Origin of the sequence: Kocuria sp. HMSC066H03, assembly GCF_001812045.1 — a bacterium.
Lineage (GTDB): Bacteria > Actinomycetota > Actinomycetes > Actinomycetales > Micrococcaceae > Kocuria > Kocuria rhizophila.
The window spans coordinates 1-21,421 of record NZ_KV807506.1 but is presented as its reverse complement, the minus strand read 5'-3'; the positions used below and the strand labels follow the sequence as shown (position 1 = coordinate 21,421).

Below are 21,421 nucleotides of genomic sequence, written 5' to 3'. Positions count from 1 at the left end.
AACGCGGGCCGTTCGGCGTGCGTGCGGATCTCAGGAGGCGCGACGGGCGCGGGCGGCGCGGCGCTTGAGCGCCCGGCGCTCGTCCTCGCTCATCCCGCCCCACACACCGGCGTCCTGACCGGACTCCAGGGCCCACTGCAAACAGGTGTCCATGACCTCGCACGTGCGGCACACGGCCTTGGCCTCATCGATCTGCAGGAGGGCAGGGCCCGTGTTTCCCACGGGGAAGAACAGTTCGGGGTCTTTCTCCAGGCAAGCTGCGCGACTACGCCAGTCCATGACGATGACACCGCTCCTTTCGGGAATTCGTGGTGTGCCGGTCCGCAGGAACCCGGGGGAGCGCGGCGACCAGCCGCGTGGAGGAACCTGGCCATGACACAGAAAAGGCCCGTGAGATCGGGCCTTTGGGGATCTGTCACTACTTTCCCACGTAAACACAGCGTAAACAAGAGTCTGAGCGCTACATCACACCCGGGGCTTGCATCCTCCCGGTTGCGCGGATGGACGGGGCATGCCGGGCACCGGGGGAGGTGCTCTCACTACAGTGGACGTGTCCAGGTCCCCTCCCGAAAGGCCCGCCATGAACCCCCCGGTGTCCCGCTCCACCACCCAGGCGCCCGGCGCCCGGCCCTGGACCGCGACGGTCGTCGCCGTGCTGGTGGCGCTGGAGTCGCTCGCGCTGCTCGTGATCGCGGTGGGGCTCGTCGTGTCCCTCTTCACGGGCCACGTCCTGCCGGTTGCCGGCATCGTCTTCGCTTCCGTGGTCCTCGTGGGTGGAGCACTGTGGCTCGCCGCGGCGGCACGCGGGGTGCTCGGCGGTATGCGCTGGCCGCGCGCGGCCGTTCTGGTCTCCCAGGCCTTCCTGCTCATCGTGGGGCTGTCCTTCCTGCAGGTGGCACTGGGCGGCTGGGGCATGGCGCTCGCGGTGGTGGCGGTGGTCACGATCCTGTGCCTGTTCGCCCCGCCCACCGTCGCGTTCATGCACCGCACCCGGGACGACGCCGCCCGCTGAGATCCCGGAGCGCGACTGAGGTGGCGTCCCCCTCCGCGGTTGCCGGAGCCTGCCGTACCGCACTGCGCGGGGCCAGCCGAGGCTTCCCCGCCGCTCTGGGGGATGCCACGCCAGATCTGCCGGGCACGACGTGGTGGCAGGCCATGACGTTCTGCCGGCCCGCTTCGTCACCGGGCTGTCACGGAGGTGCGCCCCCACTCACGAACCGGTGGGCGGCAGGGGGCACTGCAGGGGGGTCACGGTGCCCCGGTGCACCCAGAACCCCCGTCCCGGTGGCCCACCCAACGGCTGACCGGTGAAGGAGGCCCCGAACGTGTCCCCGTCAAAGCTGCGGCGGGGCCTCAGGACCAGGGCGTCCGCGGTGTGCCGCCACGTCAGCAGCGGTGGGAACGTGGCCGCCGGGGAGTCCGTGAGCTGGATGCCCACGATCACCCGCACGCCCGGAAGCAGCCAGGGCTCCTCGGTGGCGGGAGGGAGCGCGGAGCCCGCACCGTGGAGCGGGAGACCGTCCCGCTCCACCGCTGCCGCGCGGTGACCCGGTGCGGATCCACCGGCGCCGTACGCCACCGCACGGGGATTCGCGGCCGCGGGTTCCGGGTGCGGGGAGTGCGGCTCTCGGGGAGGGGCGTCAGCGTCGGGTCTCCCCGTCCACGCCGCGGCGAACGCCCGCAGGACGTCGGGTGCCAGCCGGTCGGCGTCGTCCAGGACCACGGTGGTCGGGCGGTGCACCCCGCCCAGACGGCGCAGCAGGGCAGGGACGTCCTCCGCGGTGCGCAGAACGGGGTGCAGCACGTCGTGGCGCGCCGTGCTCGGTCGCTGGTGCGCGGCCCCGGCCTCCGGGTCGAGGTGCGCGCGGGCCGCGGCCAGGAAGCTGCTGCGCCCGCTGCGCGCCGGGCCCGCGACGACGAGCGTGGACCCGGGGCCCCACGGATGGCAGCACGGGGACCCGTCCCGGGTGACGCCCAGCACGAGACCCGCGGAACGCGGGGTGGGAGGGGTCCACGATCTCGGCAGCGGGAACGCGGGCGGCCACGGGTGGGGAGCGGCAAGCGGCTCGACCGCGAGGGCCGTGTCCGGCACCGCGGTCGTCGTCGGGCACGGGTTCGACCGTCGTGCGGGACCGGCCGGTGCGGCGTCGCCACCGGCGAGCTGCACCACGGCCATCCGCTCCGCGCGGGGAGCAGCGGATCCCGGCTCACACCTGTCCGTGGCCGGCCCACTCAGGGCGGCGCGTCCCGGATGGGCCGAGAACGGCGGCAGGCGCGGCCATTGCAGCAGCGCGTCCGGGCTCTGTCCCTCCGGCAGGTGCAGCCGGTTGGGTCCGACGTGGGAGGCCCTGCCCGTCGCGAGGGCCCGGTCGCCGGTGACCAGTGCGGAGAGCCCCAGGGCCGTGCCGGTGGAGACGAGGGCGAGGACGTCGTCCTCCAGGTGGGCCCAGGACCCTGCCCGGAAGTGCTGGCAGCAGCGGTCCCAGTCCTCCACGGCCAGCACGGCCCGGGACCTGGCGCCCGAGACGGACTCCTGCCGCCCGCCCAGACCGGCGCGGAGCGTGTCGAGCAGGTGCGCCACGTCCCCCGGTTCGTCAGCGCGTGCCCATCCCCGCAGTGCCGGGTGCGCGGCCACGCCCTCCGCGCTGGCCACCCCGTCCAGTGCGTGATCCGATGCCGTGATGACGTACAGCGCCACGGGGTTCGCGGCGGAGACGCCGGGCAGCACCAGCGCGGCGCAGCGCCGGAGCAGAGCCGAGAACCAGCCGTGCACAGCCGCGGGGCGGCCGATGAGCGCGAGAGCCCCGTCCTCCCAGGGCCGCCATGCGGCGCGCCCGCTCCAGTGCTCCGCGGGGTTCTCCGCCGGACCCAGGTCCACGGCGTCACCGACGCCGCTGGGGAGCGCGTCCGCGTTCACGGGCAGGGCCGGTGGCACTGCCCGGCTGCCGCCTGGGCCACCCCGCGGATCGTCGGGCAGCAGCGCGGGCGTCTCGTCCGCCGAGGCCCAGGAGTCGGCCACGTCACGCACCGCGGCCGCCACATCCGGTGGCGGTCCGGAGTCGGCAGGACCCACAGACCGACCCGCCCGCGGCGGCCCGTGGTGGCGCGCCGGGTCCGTGAACGTGACCACGGGGGATGGGGGAGCGGGTGGCCGCATCCGTGTCAGAACGGCGGCCTGCACCTCGACCGCGGGTCCGTCTCCGCGGTCGAGGTACCCCCGGCCGGGCAGCCCGGACGGGATGCGGGCCGCCTGGGTGCCCCCGACGACGTCCACGGACTCCTGCTCCGTGCGCACGCGCAGGCAGAGCGCCTGGGTGACGTTGGTGCGAACGTCTGCGGGCAGGGCACCCTGGGGGCGCTGCGTGGCCAGCACCAGGTGGACCCCCAGGGACCGTCCCACGGTCGCGACGACCGCGAGTTCCTGTGCAGCCTCCGGGAACGCGTCCGTGAGCATCTTGGCCTCGTCCACCACCACGACCAGCTCCCGGATCGCGGGGGTCTGGGCGTCACGCCCCAGCACCTCGGCCATGTCCCGCAGACCGTGCGCTGCGAGGACCAGCTCGCGGCGTCGCAGCTCGGAGCGCAGGAACAGCAGCGCCCGCCGGATCTCGTCCGCACCCAGGTCCGTGAGCAGTGTGGTGAGGTGGGGCAGCCCGGTGAGGGGCGCGAGGGCGGCACCGCCCTTGAAGTCGATGAAGACGAACTCCAACCGGCGCGGTGGGCACTGCGCGGCGAGGCCGGCCACGATCGTGCGCAGCACCTCGGACTTCCCGCATCCCGTGGTGCCGGCGATCAGCAGGTGGGGGTGCTCGTCACTCAGCTGGATGTGCTCGACCCCGGCTCGGGAGACGCCGAACGCGGCACTCAACACATTCGCCGGGCCCGCTGCCGCCGGGGAATGTCCCGCCCTCGTGCACGGGGTGTCCGCGGAGACGGCGTCGTGCGACGCCTCCGTGCCCTGGGGGTGTGCGGGTGTGCCACCGTACGCGCCCAGGCCGTGCGCGCCCGGGCTGTGCGCGCCCGGACCGTGCGACGCCGGGAGGGCGGCGTCGTCGTTCGTGAGAGCCAGGAGCTCGTGCGATCCGAGACGGCGGGGCAACCGGCCGCCAGCCGTTCCGACCCCTGCGCTCGACACACGAGCCCATGCGGCCACCGCGCGGGCGGCCTGCTCGCTGCCCACCGTGTCCGGGAGGAACTCGATGCTGAACCGCTGGTCCTCCCCGGACAGCCCCGGCACGGCGTCGCACCTGCGGGTGGTGAGGCGCACCTGCGCACCGGATCCGGTGAGGACGGCTTCCCCGTCGTCGAGCGGGGTCGCGTGGGCCACCACCACGCGCAAGAGACCGGTGCGTCGCGGGCGCGTGCGGGCGTCGTCTGCTGTGAGCACCTCCAGGCCTGCGGTGCCCGGTGGTTCGTCCTCCTGCGGGGGAGTCGACTCGGCAGGAGTCTCCGCTCGGAGCGGGGCCTGCCACGCGAGGTCCGGGGACACGACGAGGCGGCCCAGCGCACCGGGGCCGGTGAACAGCTGGACCACCAGGGCATTGAGCACCCCCGCAGCCCGACGGTGATCCAGGGCGAGGGTGAGTGACGGGAGTGCCGCGAGGTCCACGATCACGGGTGCGCTGGGGTGCCACACCTCCCGCACGCCCACACCCTGCCCCCGGGACACGTTGCCGGCCCGCGCCCCGTGGCCCAGCCGGACCCAGCGTGCCGCGGCCGCCCGGTCCAGCTCTCGCCGCGGACGGCCGCTCCCCTGGCGTCCTGCCCCCGTGGAGGTGCAGGCCACCACGGGTTCTGGCGCGGCTCGGGGTGCGAATGCAGCGCCCGCGACGGAGCCGGTGGAGGTGTGGCCCGCGGCTGAGAAGCCACGGTCCGAGGTGAGCGCCCGGCAGCGGTGGAGGACCTCGGCGGCCGAGGGCGCGGCGTGCGCGCACCGGCGGAGATCGCGGTCCAGCGCGGCTCGCAGCCGGTTGCTCGTCTCTCTGCGGGCGCCTCGTTCGCCCACCCATCCCACGACGGTCGTGACGGCCCCGAGCGCGCTGAACACCAGGAAGAACCACCAGTGGGTGACCACCGCGATGCCGATCCCCGCGAGCAGGGGCAGCGCACCCGTGATCATGGTGAGCCTGGCACGGCGGCGGGACGGGGCGTCGACCGTCAGAGGACGGGAGGGGTTCGCCTCCTGCGCGGTGATGCCCGGGGGCGGCTCCTGCTCCCCGGGCCAGGACGGCGAGCTCCCCGGCGCTGCGGGCAGTTCCACCCGGAGCCAGCTGAGACGGCCACCGCGGTGCAGCCGCACCCGGTCCCCGGAACCGAGGCGGGTCCCGGTGGGAAGGACCTTGAGCCCGGTGTCGTCGAGCAGCAGGGAGAGGTCCGCTCCGGAGGTGGAGGGGCTGCCCGGGGGCAGCAGGACCGGCCCGTCGTCCTGGAGGACGACGTCGCAGCGTCCCCTGGTCAGAACGAGGCGGGTGCCCGCACCGGTACCCTCCACGACCTCGACCGTCGTCGCGTCCTGCTCGTCACCCGGCGCCTCGGTTGCCGTGTCGGCGGCAGCGGGCGGCTCCGTGCACAGAGGGCCGAGCAGCCGGTCGGTTCTCTCCGGCCGTCCCGTGGCGGTGTGTTCCCGGTCGTCCGCCACGGGAAGCAGCACCACCGTGGCGCCGTCCACCAGCGGGGCGGCCCCGACCGTCAGCCGTGCCAGATCGAGGCCCTCGACCGTGGCGCGGTGCTCGGTGCCCACGAGCCGGGCGAGCTCGGCGGCCAGGTGCGCGCCGTCGCTGGCGGGGGCGGCGGTGACGGTCGCGGTGTGGGTGGTGCGAGTCCCGCTCCAGACGATGTGCAGGGTCAGGTGCATGGCGGCAGTACACCGTGCGGGGGAGCGGGCCGTCCGGTGCGGCCGTGCCGCGGGGGACCGGGCGCGTGCACACCCTTCGCGACGAGCGGCTGTGCAGTGAGCTCGACGTGCGGTCGCCCGCGAACCGTGACCTCCCGGCCCCGGGTCACCGGCCATGCCGCAGCGGACTCCGTCCCGCGTGCACCGAGCCGCGCATGAGAAAGTAGAGGCCATGAAACCCCGCAAGGTCGTCATCGTCAGCCGCATCTTCCTCCCCGAACCGGCCGCCGCCTCCTTCCGGCTCGCCGCGCTCGCCCGGGGCTTCGCCGCCGAGGGTGCCCAGGTCACCGTTCTGACCACTCGGCCGCCGAAAGGCATGGATCCCGCCTCCGTCTCGGAGCCGTACGACATCGTGCGCGTGCCCGTTCTGCGCGACAAAGAGGACTACGTGCGTGGAGTGGCCCAGTACCTGAGCTTCGACGTCCAGGCGTTCGCGCGGCTGCTGGTCATGGACGCGGACATCGTGGTGAGCGAGCCGCCGCCCACCACGGGACTCGCGGTGTGGCTGTCGAGCGCCCTGCGGCGTCGTCCGTACATCTGGTACAACCCGGACGTGTGGACCTCCGCCACCCTGAACATGGACGTGCCCGGCGTGGTCACCCAGCTGATGCGCGCCGCGGAGACCGTTGCGGCCCGTCGCGCCGGGGGCGTGATCACCGTGTCGGAGTCCATGGGCGAGGAGCTGCACCGCGTGACCGGAACGCCGTGGGAGAGGATGTTCGTGGCCGAGAACGGCATCGACACGGACACCTTCACCCCGGAGGGGCCCGCCGCGGACGTGCCCGCCCCGTACTTCGTGTACGCGGGATCCATCTCGGAGTGGCAGGGCATGGACGTGTTCGTCGAGGGCCTTGCGCGCATCCTGCCGCGTCATCCTGAGGCGGTGCTCCACGTGCTCGGACGGGGCTCGGACCTTCGGCGGGTGCAGGAGGCCGCGGCGCGCCTGGCCCCGGACAACGTGGTGTTCCACGGGGTCCAGAGCCCCGCCCGCACGGCGGCGTTCCTGCGGGGTGCGGTGGCCGCGCTCGCGTCCGTGGTGCCGCACTCGGGGTACGACTTCGCCAAGCCCACGAAGCTCTACGCCGCCGCCGCGTGCGGCGCCCCGTCCATCTATGCGGGCGTGGGGGCGGGTGCGACTCTCGTCACGGAGAACGAGCTCGGAACCCCGGTGGACTTCACGCCCGAGGCGGTCGCCCGCGCCATGGAGGACGCCCTCGCGGCCTCGAAGCACGGAGCCCGGGACGCCGTGCGGGAACGCCGCAGCCGGTGGGCTCGCGAGCACGCCTCACTCGCGGCCTCGGGGCGCGCTGCCGCGGCGTGGGTGCTCAGCGGCTTCCGGACCGGCGCCAGCTGAGCTGCCCTGCGGCCCAGGTTCCCCGGCGCCGCTGCGGGCAGGTGGATCGCCCGCGGACGACGCCGCTGGGCCGCCACCGCCGGCCGCGCACCGCGGCGTGACGGATCCCACGCCGCCCTGCGCAACGCGAGTCACGCGGGGCGGAACCAGCGGCGTCCGGTATTTTTAGGCACGACGATCTCCGCGCACGGATCGCGGAAGACCCTAGGAGGGACACATGAACACTGATCTGGTGGTCGTGGGCTCGGGACTGTTCGGCTTGACCGTGGCAGAACGAGCGGCACGTGAATTGGGTTTGAAGGTCACCATGATCGACCGGCGGCCCCACCTGGGCGGCAACGCCTACAGCGAGAACGAGGAGCGCACCGGGATCGAGGTGCACCGCTACGGCGCGCACCTGTTCCACACCTCCAACGAACGCGTGTGGGAGTACGTGAACCGGTTCACCCAGTTCACCAACTACGTGCACCGCGTGTACACCCGCCACCAGGGCGAGGTGTACCCCATGCCCATCAACCTGGGCACGATCAACCAGTTCTTCCGCGCGGCGTACTCGCCCGGCGAGGCCCGCGAGCTGATCCGCGAGCAGGCCGGCGAGCTGGCGGGGACCGACCCGCAGAACCTCAACGACAAGGGCATCCAGCTGATCGGGCGGCCCCTGTACGAGGCGTTCATCAAGCACTACACCGGCAAGCAGTGGCAGACGGACCCCAAGGACCTGCCCGCCTCGATCATCTCCCGGCTGCCCGTGCGCTACACGTACGACAACCGCTACTTCAACGACACCCACGAGGGTCTGCCCGTGGACGGGTACACCGCGTGGCTCGAGCGCATGGCGGACCACCCGAACATCGACGTGCGCCTGGACACGGACTTCTTCGACGACTCCCAGGAGTTCTCCAAGTCCAACGTGGTGGGCCAGGTCCCCGTGGTCTACACGGGTCCCGTGGACCGCTACTTCGACTACGCCGAGGGTGACCTGTCCTGGCGCACGATCGACCTGGAGGAAGAGGTCCTGGACATCGAGGACTTCCAGGGCACCTCCGTGATGAACTACCCTGACGCGGACGTCCCCTACACCCGCATCCACGAGTTCCGTCACTTCCACCCCGAGCGGGACTACACCAAGGACGCCACCGTGATCATGCGGGAGTTCTCCCGTTTCGCGGAGAAGGGTGACGAGCCCTACTACCCGGTGAACACCTCCGAGGACCGCGAGAAGCTGCTGGCCTACCGTGACCTCGCGCAGGGCGAGTCCTCCGTGCTGTTCGGCGGGCGCCTGGGAACCTACAAGTACCTGGACATGCACATGGCCATCGGCTCGGCGCTGTCCATGGTGGACAACAAGATCGCACCGCACTTCACCTCGGGTGCGCCCCTGACCAGCGGAGGAGTGGACGCATGAGCCAGGAGCACGCCGAACAGTCGCACGCCACGACCGGTGACGGGCAGCAGTACCTGGCCAAGATCAACACTCAGCCCCGCAGCGAGAAGGAGCTGCGGGAGGTCGCGCGCGTGGTGTTCCCGGCCGACAAGGACCTGGATGCTCTGCCGCTCTACATCGATGGTCCGATCAACGTGGAGGGGCCGTCCTCCGTGGGTGCGGACACCGCCAACCAGCACCCGGACGACATCATCTCCCGCCGCTCGGTGCGCATCCGACCGGGGCGCCGCGTGTCCTTCGGCTCGTACTTCAATGCGTTTCCCGCCTCCTACTGGCGGCGCTGGACCGTGGCGGACTCCGTCACCCTGCGAGTTCGGACCACCGGGGCCGGGTCGCTGATCGTCTACCGGTCGAACGCCCGCGGGGTATCCCAGCGCGTGGAGGACAGGCGCGTGGACGGCTCCACCACCTGCGAGTTCGAGCTCACCCTCGCACCGTTCGGCGACGGCGGCTGGTACTGGTTCGACCTCATCTCCGACGAGGAGGGCATGGTCCTGGATGCGGCGTCCTGGCTGGTGCCGTCCCACGGACGTGCCGTGGGGCGCGTGACGCTGGGCGTGACCACGTTCAACCGCCCCGACTACTGCGTGAACACCATCAAGACGATCGCACGGGCCGACGGGCTGGACGACGTCCTGGACGAGCTGATCATCGTGGACCAGGGCAACAAGCTGGTCCAGGACGAACCCGACTTCCCCGAGGCACAGGAGGCCATGGGTGGCAAGCTCCGCATGATCCGCCAGGGCAACATGGGCGGTTCCGGTGGGTTCGCGCGCAACATGTACGAAGTCGTGGAGGGTCGCCGGACCCCCCAGGGGATCGAGAAGTCCGACTACGTGCTGATCCTGGACGACGACATCCTCCTGGAGTCCGAGGGTGTGCTGCGTGCCGCCGCGTTCGCGGACATGTGCCACACCCCCTCGATCGTGGGCGGGCACATGTTCGACATGTACAACAAGCCCCTGCTCAACGCGTACGCGGAGGTCGTGAACCCCTACCGGTTCCTGTGGGGTCCCATTGACGGCCTCGGCGCGGTGGACTTCGCGGAGCGTGGCCTGCGCTCCCGCCCCCGGCTGCACCGGCGCTGGGACGCGGACTACAACGGCTGGTGGATGTGCCTCATCCCGCGCGTGGTCCTCGAGGACATCGGACTCTCGCTGCCCGTGTTCATCAAGTGGGACGACTCCGAGTACTCGCTGCGCGCCAAGGCCGCCGGGTACCCCACCATCTCGCTGCCGGGCGCGGCCGTGTGGCACGTGTCCTGGGCGGACAAGGACGACGCAGTGGACTGGCAGGCGTACTTCCACGAGCGCAACCGGCTCATCGCGGCTCTGCTGCACTCGCCGTTCGCCAAGGGCGGGCGCATGCTGCGGGAGTCGCTGACCACGGACACCAAGCACGTGGTCTCCATGCAGTACTACCCGGCGAAGTCCGTGCTGCTCGCCATCCAGGACGTCCTGGCCGGACCGGAGCGCCTGCACGAGATGCTTCCCACGCGCATGCCCGAGATCCGCGCCATGAAGGACGACTACTCCGACGCGCGCGTGGTCAAGGATCCTGCGGAGCTGCCCCCGGTGCGCCGGTCCAAGCCCCCGAAGACCATGGAGGCGCCCAAGTCGCCCACCAAGGCCCAGCTGATTCCGTGGGCGCTGCGCACCGTGCTGAAGCAGACGCTGCGGCCCGTGCGCAGCATGGCCAAGGAGTACCCCGAGGCCACCGTGGCCCACATGGACGGCCACTGGTCCTACCTGGCCACGCTCGACTCGGCGATCGTCTCCAACGCGGAGGGCACCGGCGCGTCGTGGTACCGCCGGGACCCCGCCCAGGTGCGCGAGCTGATGGCGGAGAGCGTGAAGCTCCATGCCGAGCTGCTCTCGCGCTGGGACTCCCTGAGCGAGCAATACCGCGCTGCACTCCCGGAGATCACCTCGGTGGAGGCATGGTCCCGGACATTCGCGGAGAATGGCTCCGAGCAGTAGTTCGCACCAGCTCGACGCCGCACGCTCGGTTGGGTGTGCGGCGTCGGCGTGTCCGACGCGGCCACGCGGAGGACGGACCGTGCCATGAAAGGACGGCAGATGGATAGTCAGACTCCCCCCACGCAGTTACGGCCACCGGGGCAGGACCGAGGGATTCGGGATGTTTTCGCGAACAGGTTCCTGCTCAAGCTGATCGTGGATAAGGAAATTCAGATTCGGTACCGCGGGACCGTACTGGGTCTGCTGTGGTCCTATCTCAAACCGGGTGTGCAGTTCCTGGTGTTCTACATCGCCATGGGCGTGTTCCTGGACCTGAACAGGGGCATTGAGAACTTCGCGGTGTACCTTTTCTCGGGAATTGTGGTCATGAACCTCTTCGGAGAGGTCTTTGGAAACGCCTCACGCTCCGTGGTGGCCAACGGGGGATTGCTCAAGAAGATCTACCTTCCGAGGCAGCTGTTCCCGGTTTCGAATTTGCTGGTGGCTTTCGTGCACTTCGTGCCCCAGCTGGTCATACTGCTACTGGCCTGTCTGCTGACGGGATGGAGTCCCGGAATTAAGCAACTGCTGGCCGTGGTCGTCGGAACTCTCATCATCTCGCTTTTCTCGCTGGCGCTCGGAATGCTTTTTGCCACATTCAACGTGTTCTTCCGGGATGCGGAGAACATTGTGGACCTGATCATCATGGTGTCCACGTGGGCATCGCCCGTGCTCTACATGTGGACCATGGTGCAGGACAAGCTGTGGGGCTGGGTGTACTACGTGTACATGCTGAACCCTCTGACCGTGGCGGTGGAGCTGTTCCATTACGGATTCTGGTTCCCCACCACAGAGACGCCCCAGGCTTGGCACGTGCCACCGCACCTGCTCACGGGGTGGACCCCCGTGGCGATAGTGACCAGCCTCATCCTCTACTTCCTGGCGGACAAGCTGTTCCGCTCCCAAGAGGGCAACTTCGCGCAGGAGCTGTGAATCATGTCTAGTTCATCCACTCAGCACACGCCCGGACGTACGGATGCCGATCTCGCCATCCGTGTCAGCCACATGACCAAGGAATTCGTGCTGCGCCACACGCGCTCCATGAAGGAGGCCTTCGTGTGGCTGGTCAAGGGGCGCAAGGGGGACCTGACCGCCAAATTCACGGCGCTCAACGACGTTTCCTTTGACATTCACGACGGTGAGACCGTGGCCCTGCTGGGATTCAACGGTTCTGGGAAGTCCACCACACTCAAGATGATCTCGGGGGTGATGAACCCTGACTCGGGTGAGATCCTCACCCGAGAGAAGGTCGCCGGGCTCATCGAGGTGGGCGCGGGCTTCCACCCGGATCTCACGGGCCGGGACAACGTCTACCTCAACGGCGCGATCCTCGGAATGACCAAGGAGGAGATCGACGAGAAGTTCGACGACATCGTGGCGTTCTCGGAGATCGCGGAGTTCATCGACACCGAGGTGAAGTTCTACAGCTCGGGCATGTACCTGCGCCTGGCCTTCTCCGTGGCCATCCACACCGACCCAGAGGTGTTCCTCGTGGACGAGATCCTCTCCGTGGGTGACGAGCCGTTCCAGAAGAAGTGCATCGGCCGGATCAAGGATCTGGTGCGCCGCGGCAAGACCCTGGTGGTGGTCAGTCACGACCTGAATCTGGTCATGGACATCTGTGAGCGCGGCATTGTGATGGACCACGGATCCAAGGTCTTCGACGGCAACGTGTACGGAGCCGTGGCGCACATGCGAAATCAACCAGAGGAAGACGTCCGCCGAGAGCACGTCGAAGGACTTGAACGGGCGTTGGAGGAAAAGCGCCGGAAGCGGGAGTGGCAGGCGCGGGAGGCCGCCGAGCGGGGGGAGGACTTCATGCCCCAATATGATCCCGATCTGGACGGCCCCCTGGCGGGTTGAGCAGGTCAGGTCTGGCCCGGGCCGGAGAACGACGGCGCCGCGAGAGTCCTGCTCTCGCGGCGCCGTCGTCGTTCGTGAACCGACAGGGATCAGTCGCAGCCGACGACCTTGTAGAGGACACTGTCGCCCTGGCGGTCGACTTCCTCGTAGTGGTCCCCGGGAACATCGTGGACCTCCGTGTAAGCGGGGAAGTCATCCCAGTCGGGCGTGTCGGGAATCATGGCTCGGCGGCCGAAGTCGAGAACGTAGTCGATGCCCGAGTCCCGCACCGCCTCGCACGCTTCGGCGGACTTCGAGGCGTCCCCCAGATCCCACCGCACGGTGGATTCAGCGGGGGAGAGGTTCGTGAAGATGTGGGGAGAGGTTACGTGACGGTCGGCCACGCTGTAGGCCAGGCTCGCTCCGGTCCACGGATTGACCCCGATGAGCGCATCCTCGGGAACTTCCTCGTCGAGACGTTTCAGCAGCTCGTACTCGTCGGGAGTGATACCGAAGGAGGCAGCGTCAATGCGGAACGCGTTGCGCAGGTACGCGTCCATTTTATGGAAGGGCTCGTCTTGCGTTGCCGGGAGCAGGAAGACGCACAGGAGGACGGACACGACCACTTCGCATGGCGCGCGCCACCGCATGATGCGGGGGAGCGCCAGGTGGAGCGGGAAGAACACGTCCATGACCGAAGAGACGAACACGGCGGTCAGCAGCACTCCCGTCAGCGGTAGGAGGGCGGCGAGTCGAGCGGAGTCCTCGTACCAGGGGCCGACGAGCCAGGCGCGGGCTGGAACACTCGGCGCTCCCGCAGCATAGGTGTAGAGCACCAGTGTGCTCACGTGCGTGAGTGCCACCCACAGGTACCTGCGCCGCCAAATGCTCACGATGAGGCCCAGCATGGATCCGATGGCGAATGCCCAGGGGATCTCGTCGCGACCGTTGGGAGCAAGCAGAAGGGCCTGTCCCAGGGCCGTGGTGAGAGCTGTGTCCGACGGGCGGTCGTAATTGGTCTGGAGCGAGGACCAGATGAAGGCGAAGATCGCGGTCGTCACTATCATCGCGCTTCCCCACAGGGCCAGTTTCCTGTAGTAGCGCAAGGGGCTGCTCACGCGCGCCCGCGACGGCTGGGTGATTCCCTCCAGTGAACGGCGGATCCGCCAACCGCTGCGGGTCAGCACCATCAGGGAGGTCGCCAGGAGCAGCGTGGCCAGGGCATTGGGCTGTGCCACTCCCAGAGCACCCAGGGTTGCAGCCACGGCGATCACCTTCAGCCCTGTCCCGGTGGGGAGAGCACGGGTGACACCAGTCAGGGGCGCCATGACGGCGAGGCCCAGTGGCAGCAGCGCCAGGGACAGGATGTTCGGCAGGAGTGGCCCGTAGTTGAGCAGCGCGAAGGGGAAAGAGCTGAAGGCGGCGGAACCAACCCCTGCCACGATTAGAGGAACGGGGCGGAATCCCACGGTCGTCCCCACGAGCGTGACCAGGGAGAGGGGCCACACGACCGAGCAGACAACTAGAATCACGGCGTTGGTAACGACGAAGATGTCGTCGTTCGTCCCACTCATGGCCAGCGCTCCGAGGCTGTGCCACAGGGAGGGGTAGAACGAGAATGCCTTCTCGGGCGAGATCATGGTACCGAGACTCAGGGCTGATGCGTTGCCCGTCTCAGTAATGTACTGCACGGCGTTCAGGTGGAAGAGCACGTCGAAACGCTGGGGGAAAGACTCCGCACTGGGCATCGCGTCACGCAGGCGAGAACTGATCAGGTAGCCGCCGAGACCGGCCGAGACGAGTGCCGAAAGCAACCCGTGCCAGGGCACACGGTAGTTTTCGTCCACGGGGTGGGTGTAGACCGTCGTGACGCGGTGCCGCCACGACGTGGCCGGGTCTCCCTGAGGGCGGGGACGCAACAGGACAGTGAGAATCCCGGCGAGGACCCAAACCATGAGGCACCCGATGAGTACCGTGGCCCAGTGCCAGGGCACGTGAAGGAGGCCCATGACCATGGCGAGACCCCCGAGCACGGCGGCGGAGCCCAGTGGCGCGAATAGCAGCGCTCGCGCTCGCGATGCAGATAGAGCCCTCCAGAATCCGTACCCGGGAACGACAAGAGCGGCTGTGACCCACACGATGGAGAACAGGCCGATGTTGGGGAGCAAGCGGGGTTCCTTAGACAAGTGGAGGCAGGGGGTCTGGGGAAGTATATCGCCGGGAATTCTCCGAACGACCCGGTGGGATGCCCTCGTTCCCAGGGGTCCGCGGTGGAACTCGCAGAATCCTGGGAGGTCTCCGGCCGTCCACGGGGGAGCGGGCGCCGCCGCGCGCTGTGGAACAATGGGGCCCGTGAGTCGAGCGTGGATTGTGATGCCCGTGTACAACGAGGCCGAGGTGGTGGGTGAGGTCCTGGAGAATCTCCGGCGGACCTTCCCGCACGTGGTGTGCGTTGACGACGGCTCCACGGATGACTCCGCCCAGATCTGCCGGGACGCCGGAGCCGTGGTCGTCCAGCACCCCATCAACCTGGGGCAGGGTGCCGCGCTGCAGACGGGTTTCGAGTACGCGCTGCAGGACCCGGAGATGGACTGCGTGGTCACGTTCGACTCGGACGGTCAGCACCGCGTGGTGGATGCGTACGACATGGTTCAGCGCATCCGCAGCGGCGAGGCCGAGGTGGTCCTGGGTTCGCGCTTCCTGGACGACCGCACCCAGGTCTCACAGCTCAAGCGCCTGGTGCTGCGCACCGCCGCTTTCGTCTCCAAGTTCACCAGTGGCATGGACCTCTCCGACGCCCACAACGGGCTGCGCGCGATCGACCGCCACACCGTGGCCAAGCTGCACCTGCAGCAGAACCGCATGGCGCACGCCTCGGAGATCGTCAACCGGTTCGCCGAGCTCAAGCCCCGGTGGGTGGAGCACCCTGTGGAGATCATCTACACCGACTACTCACGCGGCAAGGGGCAGTCCCTGCTCAACGGCGTGAATATCCTGGCCGAACTGTTCGTGAAGTAGCGGAGCACACGCATGACCATCCTGGTTCAAGTAGTCCTCATCCTGGCCGTTGCGTACGGCGCCCTCACGCTGGTGCGCGGCGGGGCCAACGCCAAGCACCAGGCCATCCGGCGACTGGGTGCGGTGGCGTTCTTCTTCTTCGCCGCCGTCTCCATCCTGGTCCCGGACGTCGTGACGCAGCTTGCGCGCGTGCTCGGCATCGGCCGCGGCACGGACCTGGTGCTCTACGGGCTCGTGGTGCTCTTCATGATCACCCAGTACACCTCCGCCCAGCGCCGCCGGGTGGACGAGGTCAACATCACGCGCCTGGCGCGCCACATCGCCATCTCGGAGGCGGAACGTCCCTGGGATCCCGACGCCGCCCACATGGACCGCGCCTCGGTGCTCACCTTCGCGGCGGAGTCCCCCACGTCCCGCCCGTCGGAGGAGCCGCACGCCGGCCCGGCCGGCCCGGGTACGGGCTCCGCCCAGCCGGACACCGGGCACGACGCCGCCCGGGGCGGTTCCACGGCGTTCTGACCTCGCGCTCGGCACGGTGACCCGTGTCACTTTTCATGAGGATGCATTCTGCGTCCGAGCATGACGCGCAGAGGGCGTGCCATTCGTGCAGGTCAGCGCGGTTATCCACAGAACGCGCCGTCGAGCGTGTGCGCCGCGCGCATTTTGCCCTAGCGTTCCCCCCAGAGATGACCAGCCAGTAACGGGTTCGGGGGAACCCCAGGGGGAGCCATGGCCACGGGTGTCACCGAGGACGCGATCGGACTGATCGAGGCGGACGTGCGCGAGCAGATCCGCCGCGCGGGGCTCGACCCGCTGCACGAGGTGGAGCCCACCCGCCAGATCGTGGCCTCGGTGGTCTCCGACTACGACGTCCGCTCCGCCCGCGCCGGGCTGCCCCGGATCCAGGACCTGGACGCCACCCGCAAGACCGTGCTGGACCTCGTGGCGGGCTACGGTCCGCTGCAGCCGTACCTGGACGACCCCGACGTCGAGGAGATCTGGATCAACGGGCCCACCGAGATCTACGTGGCCCGCGGCGGCGAGTCCGAGCTCACGAGTCTGGCGCTCAGCGAGTCCCACGTCCGCACGCTCGTGGAGCGGATGCTGAAGTCCTCCGGGCGCCGCCTGGACCTGAGCTCCCCCTTCGTGGACGCATCCCTCCCGGACGGCTCCCGGCTGCACGTGGTCATCCCGGACGTGACCCGCGCCCACTGGGCCGTGAACATTCGCAAGTTCGTTGCGCGTGCGCGGAGGCTGCAGGACCTGGTCGCGCTGGGCTCGCTCACCACGCAGGCGGCTGATTTCCTGCACGCCGCGGTGGCCTCGGGACTCAACATCCTCGTCTCGGGGGCCACACAGGCGGGGAAGACCACCATGCTCAACTGCCTGTGCGCGGCCATCGGCCCGCGGGAGCGGGTGGTCACGGTCGAGGAGGTCTTCGAGCTGAGGGTGGCGCTGCGCGACGTCGTCGCCATGCAGTGCCGCCAGGCGAACCTCGAGGGCACGGGCGAGATCCCGCTGCGCCGCCTCGTGAAGGAGGCGCTGCGGATGCGCCCGGACCGGCTCGTGGTGGGGGAGGTGCGGGAGGCGGAGAGTCTGGACATGCTCATCGCCCTGAACGCGGGACTGCCGGGGATGTGCTCGCTGCACGCCAACTCCGCGCGGGACGCCGTCACCAAGATCTGCACCCTGCCCCTGCTCGCCGGGGACAACATCAGCAGCGCCTTCGTGCTCCCCACCGTGGCCTCGTGCTTCGACCTGGTGGTCCACTGTGAACGAGACGCCACGGGCCACCGGCGCGTGGCGGAGGTCCTGGCGGTGGGCAACAGAGTGGAGAACGGCGTCATCGAGACCTATCCGGTCTTCCGGCTCGAGAACGGGGTCCTGCGCGCGGTCGCCTCCGAGGTCCCGTCCTCGGAGAAGTTCGTGCGCGCGGGGTACGCGCCCGCCGCGCTCATCCGCGACGACGCACCGCCGTCCTCCCCGGGGATGGTCGAGGACGGGCCGGAAGCGTCGGCCCCTGCGGTGGAACCTTCTGCGCCCCGCGGAACGGGTCGCGTGGCCGAGGGCGGGAACCAGGGCCGCGCCGGGGCAGGCAGGGCGCGTGCGGGACATCGCGCGAGCAGCCGGGGCGGACAGTCACGGGGGAGGTCCTCGTGAGCTCCCTGGTGGGAGCCCTGCTGGGCGCGGGAGTGTTCCTCGTGTGGTGGTCGTGCTGGACACGGCCCACGGGGACGAGAACGAGGCACGCCGGAGCCGGGAGATTCCGCACGCTCCTGCTGCAGGCGGGGCTGCCGGGGGTGGCACCTGCCACCTTCGTGGCTCTGAGCCTGGCGCTGGCCGGTGTCGCGGGGCTGCTCACGTTCGCCGTGACCTCCGCGGTGGTGTTCGGGCTGTGCGTCTTCGTCGTCGCGCTCGGCGTCCCGCTCTGGCTGGCACGACGCCGTGCTCGACGCCGCACGGCCGTCCTGCGGGAGGTGTGGCCGGACGTCGTCGACCACCTGAGGTCCGCCATCCGCGCGGGCATGGGCCTGCCTGAGGCCCTCATGCAGCTGCAGTACCGCGGGCCCGAGCCGCTGCGACCCGCCTTCACGCAGTTCGCGGCGGACTACCGGGCCAGCGGTCAGCTGCACGGTTCCCTGACCCTGCTCAAGCAGCGCCTGGCGGACCCCGTGGCGGACAACATCGTCGAGGCGCTGCGCGTCACGCGCGAGGTGGGCGGCACGGACCTGGGCAAGCTGCTCGGCACGCTGTCGGAGTTCCTGCGGGAGAACGAACGAACGCGCAGCGAGCTCGAGGCACGCCAGTCCTGGACCGTCAACGCCGCGCGGCTCTCAGTGGCGGCCCCGTGGCTCATCCTGGCTCTCATGGCCACGCAGCCCGCCGCCGTGCAGGCCTACAACACGGCTGCCGGTGCCGTGGTCCTGCTGGGAGGCCTGGTCGTGTCCGTGGTGGCCTATCAGCTCATGCTGCGCCTCGGCGCGCTCCCCGAGGAACAGCGGGTGCTGCGATGAACATCCCCGTGACCTCAGGAATCCTGGGACTGGTCCTGGCGTGGGGCCTGTGGCTCGTGTGGGTGGCCGTGAGGGCCGGAGGAGCGCCGAGCTTCGCAGACCGGATCGCGCCGCAGCTCCGGGCCGTGGAACTCGAGGGCGGGATCCACACCACTGCGTGGGGCGCGTCCCGCAGGCCGGGGAGGTCGCTCACCGGCACCGCGGGCAGTGCCGTGATGGCCTGGATCCTGGAACGCACGGCCCCGCTGTTCTCCGACGCGGACGTCCTGGCGCGGCGACTGGTGCGGGACGGGTCGCGCAAGGACGTCATGGACTTCCGCGCCGAGCAGGTGCTGTGCGGTGTCGCCGGAGCCGTGGCGGGGGCGGCCTCCGGACTCGCGCTGGCTGTGCGGGCCGACGTCCATCCGGCCGTGGTGCCGATCGCCGCATTCCTGGGGGCCGGGGCGGGGGTCTGGGCGCGCAACCAGTGGCTGACGCGCAGCATCCACCGGCGGGAGAAGCTGATGCTCGCCGAGTTCCCAGCCGTGGCCGAGCTCATGGCGCTCGCCGTGGGGGCGGGAGAGAGCGCGGTGGGAGCCCTCGAGCGCGTGTGCCGTGTGGCCGAAGGGGAACTGGCCGGGGAATTCCGCGCCGTTCTCGCGCAGACCCGGTCGGGTGCCGGGCTGAGCACGGCGTTGCAGGACTTCTCCGCCCGCACCGACGTGGTGGCCCTCGGCCGGTTCGTGGACGGCATCGTCGTGGCCATCGAACGCGGGACGCCGCTCGCGGACGTGCTGCGCGCCCAGGCCCAGGACGTCCGCGACCACGACAAGCGCGTGCTCATGGAGGTCGCGGGCAAGAAGGAGATCGCCATGCTGGTCCCCGTGGTCTTCTTCATCCTGCCGCTGAGCGTCGTGTTCGCGGTGTTCCCCGGACTCGCCGTGCTCAACCTCGGCTTCTGACGTCCCATGCTTCCCACCCCATGAATCCACCCCGAGAAGGAGACGACCATGAAACACCTCATGCGCTGCCACGCAGGACTGCTGTGGCTGCTGATCGTTGCCGTGCCCGCGCGACTGGCACCCACCGAGGACGACCCCGACCGCGGGGACGTCCCCGGCTGGGTCATGCTCACCCTGATGTCCGCGGTTCTCGTGGCCGGGCTGCTGCTGATTGCGCGTCCGGCGCTGGAGGGACTGTTCCAAGATGCCATCAACCGCGTCTCGGGACTCTGAGGGCTCCTGCGATCCGGACGCGGGGAACGCGGTGGCCGAGTACGTCATGGTGCTGGCACTGGCCGTCGTGCTCTTCGGCATGATCCTGCAGCTCGGCTTCACGCTGCACGTGCGCAACACGCTCATCGACGCAGCGGCCGCGGGTGCCCGCTACGCGAGCCTGGCCGACCGCACGGACGCGGACGGCGCCGAGCGCACCCGGGCGATCATCACGGACGCCGTGGGAGCGGGCTACGCGCAGAACATCACGGTGTCCCGCACCGGGGTGGGAGAGCTGCCGGCCATCGAGGTGCACGTGGTCGCGCCGCTGCCCGTGGTGGCCACACTCGGCCCAGCAGATGCTCTGGAGGTGAGCGGCCATGCGGTCGACATGGACGCCTGACAGCTCTCCCGACCGCGGGCAGCTGGACGACCGCGACCACGGGCAGCCGGAGGATCCCGATCGGGGCAGCGCGGTGATCGAGTTCATCGGCCTCGGACTGCTGCTGCTGGTCCCGATCATCTACCTCGTCATCACGGTGTCCCGTGTCCAGGCGGGTTCCTTCGCGGTGGTGGCCGCCGCGGAACAGGCCGGGCAGGCCATCAGTGTGGCGCAGGCCGAGGACCTCAACCGCGCCGGGGTCCACGACCTCGCAGCCGTGGCCGCCCGGGACCACGGCTTCGCGCCGCAGGACCTCGCTGTCACCGTCTCGTGCTCGGATGGCTCGTGTGCGTCCCCGGGAGCGGTGGCCACCGTCCATGCCAGCCTGACCGTCCAGCTGCCCGGCATGCCGGGGTTCCTCACGGCCACGGTCGCAACCCTGACCTCCGACGTCACAGTGGTCTCCGGGAGGTACTCGTGACACCAGGGATTCCGGCTTGCGCCAGGGATGGCCGCAGCACGCGTCCCACGGGAGGAAAGACCTCGGTCCGTGCACCGGTCCACGCCGGTCGCGGCCCGGCGGCAAGGATCATGGGCCTTGTGGCCGCACGGCGGTCCGCGGTGGCAGACATCGATGCAGATCCGGACAGCGGGCAGACCACTATGGTGCTGATCGGCTTCGCCCTGGTCACCCTGCTGCTCGTGGTCACCGTCCTGGCGATCACGAGCGTCTACGTGGGGGAGCGACAGCTGCAGTCGCTCGCGGACAGGGCCGCCGGCGCCGCCGCGGACACCTTCACCACCGTGGACCGCTCCGCAGGTGGACCCCCTACCGCGATCCTGACGGACGACGCGGTGGCGAACTCCGCCGCGAGCTACCTGGGCACGGTGGGAGCATTCCAGGACGTCAGCGGATTGTCCGTGGGAGCTCCCACCGGCTCACCGGACGGCACGACGGCGCAGGTCACCCTCACGGCCGTGGTCCACCCTCCCGTGGTCAACGTGATCATCCCGGCGGGTGTGCCCATCAGTGCCACCGGGGACGCCCGCGCCGTGATGCGACGGTGACTGCCGTTGAACCGCGGGAGATCCGCGCGGCCGGGTTCATGCTGGTTCGGCACCTCCCCGGGCAGGGCAACGGGCGCACAGGACGCGCGACCAAACTCACCGGTCGAGCGCGCCGTCCGAAATGTCGTGGATCGACCGACCGCAGGTGGTCGACCGGGTCGGAGAAGGCCGGGGGCGGCGTCGTGGATCCACGAC

18 protein-coding genes are annotated in these 21,421 nt (G+C 69.9%); 15 read left to right on the top strand and 3 right to left on the bottom strand.

The genetic code is table 11. The features are described from left to right. Positions 1–30 precede the first annotated feature (30 nt). Positions 31–279: a WhiB family transcriptional regulator gene (locus HMPREF2833_RS03535; protein WP_039101778.1), complete on the bottom strand. Its 249-nt coding sequence runs from the start codon at positions 277–279 to the stop codon at positions 31–33. A 301-nt stretch (positions 280–580) separates the two neighbouring features. Between HMPREF2833_RS03535 and HMPREF2833_RS03530 the strand changes: the two genes are divergently transcribed. Further along, a complete protein-coding gene (locus HMPREF2833_RS03530) occupies positions 581–1,012 on the top strand; it encodes a hypothetical protein (RefSeq protein WP_039101779.1) in 432 nt (143 codons plus the stop codon). A gap of 198 nt (positions 1,013–1,210) precedes the next feature. On the opposite strand, the gene HMPREF2833_RS03525 is transcribed toward HMPREF2833_RS03530, so the two are convergent. Continuing rightward, positions 1,211–5,854: an FtsK/SpoIIIE domain-containing protein gene (locus HMPREF2833_RS03525; RefSeq protein WP_070636718.1), complete on the bottom strand. Its 4,644-nt coding sequence runs from the start codon at positions 5,852–5,854 to the stop codon at positions 1,211–1,213. 211 nt (positions 5,855–6,065) lie between these two features. On the opposite strand from HMPREF2833_RS03525, the gene HMPREF2833_RS03520 reads away from it, so the two are divergent. From HMPREF2833_RS03520 to HMPREF2833_RS03500, 5 genes are all read left to right on the top strand, one after another. After that, the gene (locus HMPREF2833_RS03520; protein ID WP_070636717.1) at positions 6,066–7,247 is read left to right on the top strand and encodes a glycosyltransferase family 4 protein; all 1,182 of its coding nucleotides are present in this window, start codon (positions 6,066–6,068) and stop codon (positions 7,245–7,247) included. A 217-nt stretch (positions 7,248–7,464) separates the two neighbouring features. Next, a complete protein-coding gene (glf, locus tag HMPREF2833_RS03515; RefSeq protein ID WP_059281461.1) occupies positions 7,465–8,652 on the top strand; it encodes a UDP-galactopyranose mutase in 1,188 nt (395 codons plus the stop codon). Continuing rightward, a complete protein-coding gene (locus HMPREF2833_RS03510) occupies positions 8,649–10,670 on the top strand; it encodes a glycosyltransferase (protein WP_070636716.1) in 2,022 nt (673 codons plus the stop codon). The genes glf and HMPREF2833_RS03510 overlap by 4 nt, the downstream gene beginning before the upstream one ends. Positions 10,671–10,769: 99 nt before the next feature. Next, positions 10,770–11,642 carry an ABC transporter permease gene (locus tag HMPREF2833_RS03505; protein ID WP_070636715.1) on the top strand — a complete coding sequence of 291 codons (873 nt, stop codon included), beginning with the start codon at positions 10,770–10,772 and terminating at the stop codon, positions 11,640–11,642. 72 nt (positions 11,643–11,714) lie between these two features. Next, on the top strand, positions 11,715–12,572 hold the full coding sequence (locus HMPREF2833_RS03500; RefSeq protein WP_246829071.1) for an ABC transporter ATP-binding protein: 858 nt from the start codon (positions 11,715–11,717) through the stop codon (positions 12,570–12,572). 89 nt (positions 12,573–12,661) lie between these two features. Here the strand turns inward: HMPREF2833_RS03500 and HMPREF2833_RS03495 are convergent, their stop codons facing one another. Beyond that, complete coding sequence (locus tag HMPREF2833_RS03495; RefSeq protein WP_308302115.1) at positions 12,662–14,689, bottom strand: DUF6541 family protein; 2,028 nt, start codon at positions 14,687–14,689, stop codon at positions 12,662–12,664. A gap of 205 nt (positions 14,690–14,894) precedes the next feature. On the opposite strand from HMPREF2833_RS03495, the gene HMPREF2833_RS03490 reads away from it, so the two are divergent. The 9 genes from HMPREF2833_RS03490 to HMPREF2833_RS03450 all read left to right on the top strand — a co-directional run bounded on the left by HMPREF2833_RS03490 (position 14,895) and on the right by HMPREF2833_RS03450 (position 21,226). Beyond that, positions 14,895–15,569, top strand: a complete 675-nt coding sequence (locus HMPREF2833_RS03490) for a glycosyltransferase family 2 protein (protein WP_070636712.1) — start codon at positions 14,895–14,897, stop codon at positions 15,567–15,569. Between the two features lie 12 nt (positions 15,570–15,581). Further along, complete coding sequence (locus tag HMPREF2833_RS03485) at positions 15,582–16,088, top strand: DUF2304 domain-containing protein (protein ID WP_047979079.1); 507 nt, start codon at positions 15,582–15,584, stop codon at positions 16,086–16,088. A 210-nt stretch (positions 16,089–16,298) separates the two neighbouring features. Further along, positions 16,299–17,729 (top strand): TadA family conjugal transfer-associated ATPase, encoded by a 1,431-nt coding sequence (locus tag HMPREF2833_RS03480; RefSeq protein ID WP_047979080.1) that lies wholly within the window; start codon positions 16,299–16,301, stop codon positions 17,727–17,729. Continuing rightward, entirely contained in the window at positions 17,726–18,583 is an 858-nt protein-coding gene (locus HMPREF2833_RS03475) for a type II secretion system F family protein (protein WP_070636711.1), read from the top strand. The genes HMPREF2833_RS03480 and HMPREF2833_RS03475 overlap by 4 nt, the downstream gene beginning before the upstream one ends. Further along, the gene (locus HMPREF2833_RS03470) at positions 18,580–19,524 is read left to right on the top strand and encodes a type II secretion system F family protein (RefSeq protein ID WP_059281454.1); all 945 of its coding nucleotides are present in this window, start codon (positions 18,580–18,582) and stop codon (positions 19,522–19,524) included. Before HMPREF2833_RS03475 ends, HMPREF2833_RS03470 begins: the two co-directional genes overlap by 4 nt. Before the next feature lie 48 nt (positions 19,525–19,572). Continuing rightward, a complete protein-coding gene (locus HMPREF2833_RS03465) occupies positions 19,573–19,797 on the top strand; it encodes a hypothetical protein (protein ID WP_047979082.1) in 225 nt (74 codons plus the stop codon). Between the two features lie 31 nt (positions 19,798–19,828). Continuing rightward, positions 19,829–20,179: a TadE/TadG family type IV pilus assembly protein gene (locus tag HMPREF2833_RS03460; protein ID WP_082142078.1), complete on the top strand. Its 351-nt coding sequence runs from the start codon at positions 19,829–19,831 to the stop codon at positions 20,177–20,179. After that, positions 20,157–20,639 (top strand): hypothetical protein, encoded by a 483-nt coding sequence (locus HMPREF2833_RS03455; RefSeq protein WP_223110270.1) that lies wholly within the window; start codon positions 20,157–20,159, stop codon positions 20,637–20,639. The genes HMPREF2833_RS03460 and HMPREF2833_RS03455 overlap by 23 nt, the downstream gene beginning before the upstream one ends. A 140-nt stretch (positions 20,640–20,779) precedes the next feature. Next, positions 20,780–21,226 (top strand): pilus assembly protein TadG-related protein, encoded by a 447-nt coding sequence (locus tag HMPREF2833_RS03450; protein ID WP_224764823.1) that lies wholly within the window; start codon positions 20,780–20,782, stop codon positions 21,224–21,226. The last annotated feature ends 195 nt before the right edge of the window (positions 21,227–21,421 follow it).

Bases quoted from the DNA above. Each gene is read 5' to 3' on its own strand.
- HMPREF2833_RS03505 (WP_070636715.1), top strand. From the start codon at position 10,770: ATGGATAGTCAGACTCCCCCCACGCAGTTACGGCCACCGGGGCAGGAC.
- HMPREF2833_RS03500 (WP_246829071.1), top strand. From the start codon at position 11,715: ATGACCAAGGAATTCGTGCTGCGCCACACGCGCTCCATGAAGGAGGCC.
- HMPREF2833_RS03465 (WP_047979082.1), top strand. From the start codon at position 19,573: ATGAAACACCTCATGCGCTGCCACGCAGGACTGCTGTGGCTGCTGATC.
- HMPREF2833_RS03490 (WP_070636712.1), top strand. From the start codon at position 14,895: ATGGGGCCCGTGAGTCGAGCGTGGATTGTGATGCCCGTGTACAACGAG.
- HMPREF2833_RS03520 (WP_070636717.1), top strand. From the start codon at position 6,066: ATGAAACCCCGCAAGGTCGTCATCGTCAGCCGCATCTTCCTCCCCGAA.
- HMPREF2833_RS03525 (WP_070636718.1), bottom strand. From the start codon at position 5,854: ATGCACCTGACCCTGCACATCGTCTGGAGCGGGACTCGCACCACCCAC.
- HMPREF2833_RS03535 (WP_039101778.1), bottom strand. From the start codon at position 279: ATGGACTGGCGTAGTCGCGCAGCTTGCCTGGAGAAAGACCCCGAACTG.
- HMPREF2833_RS03530 (WP_039101779.1), top strand. From the start codon at position 581: ATGAACCCCCCGGTGTCCCGCTCCACCACCCAGGCGCCCGGCGCCCGG.
- glf (WP_059281461.1), top strand. From the start codon at position 7,465: ATGAACACTGATCTGGTGGTCGTGGGCTCGGGACTGTTCGGCTTGACC.
- HMPREF2833_RS03510 (WP_070636716.1), top strand. From the start codon at position 8,649: ATGAGCCAGGAGCACGCCGAACAGTCGCACGCCACGACCGGTGACGGG.
- HMPREF2833_RS03480 (WP_047979080.1), top strand. From the start codon at position 16,299: ATGGCCACGGGTGTCACCGAGGACGCGATCGGACTGATCGAGGCGGAC.
- HMPREF2833_RS03455 (WP_223110270.1), top strand. From the start codon at position 20,157: ATGCGGTCGACATGGACGCCTGACAGCTCTCCCGACCGCGGGCAGCTG.
- HMPREF2833_RS03485 (WP_047979079.1), top strand. From the start codon at position 15,582: ATGACCATCCTGGTTCAAGTAGTCCTCATCCTGGCCGTTGCGTACGGC.
- HMPREF2833_RS03470 (WP_059281454.1), top strand. From the start codon at position 18,580: ATGAACATCCCCGTGACCTCAGGAATCCTGGGACTGGTCCTGGCGTGG.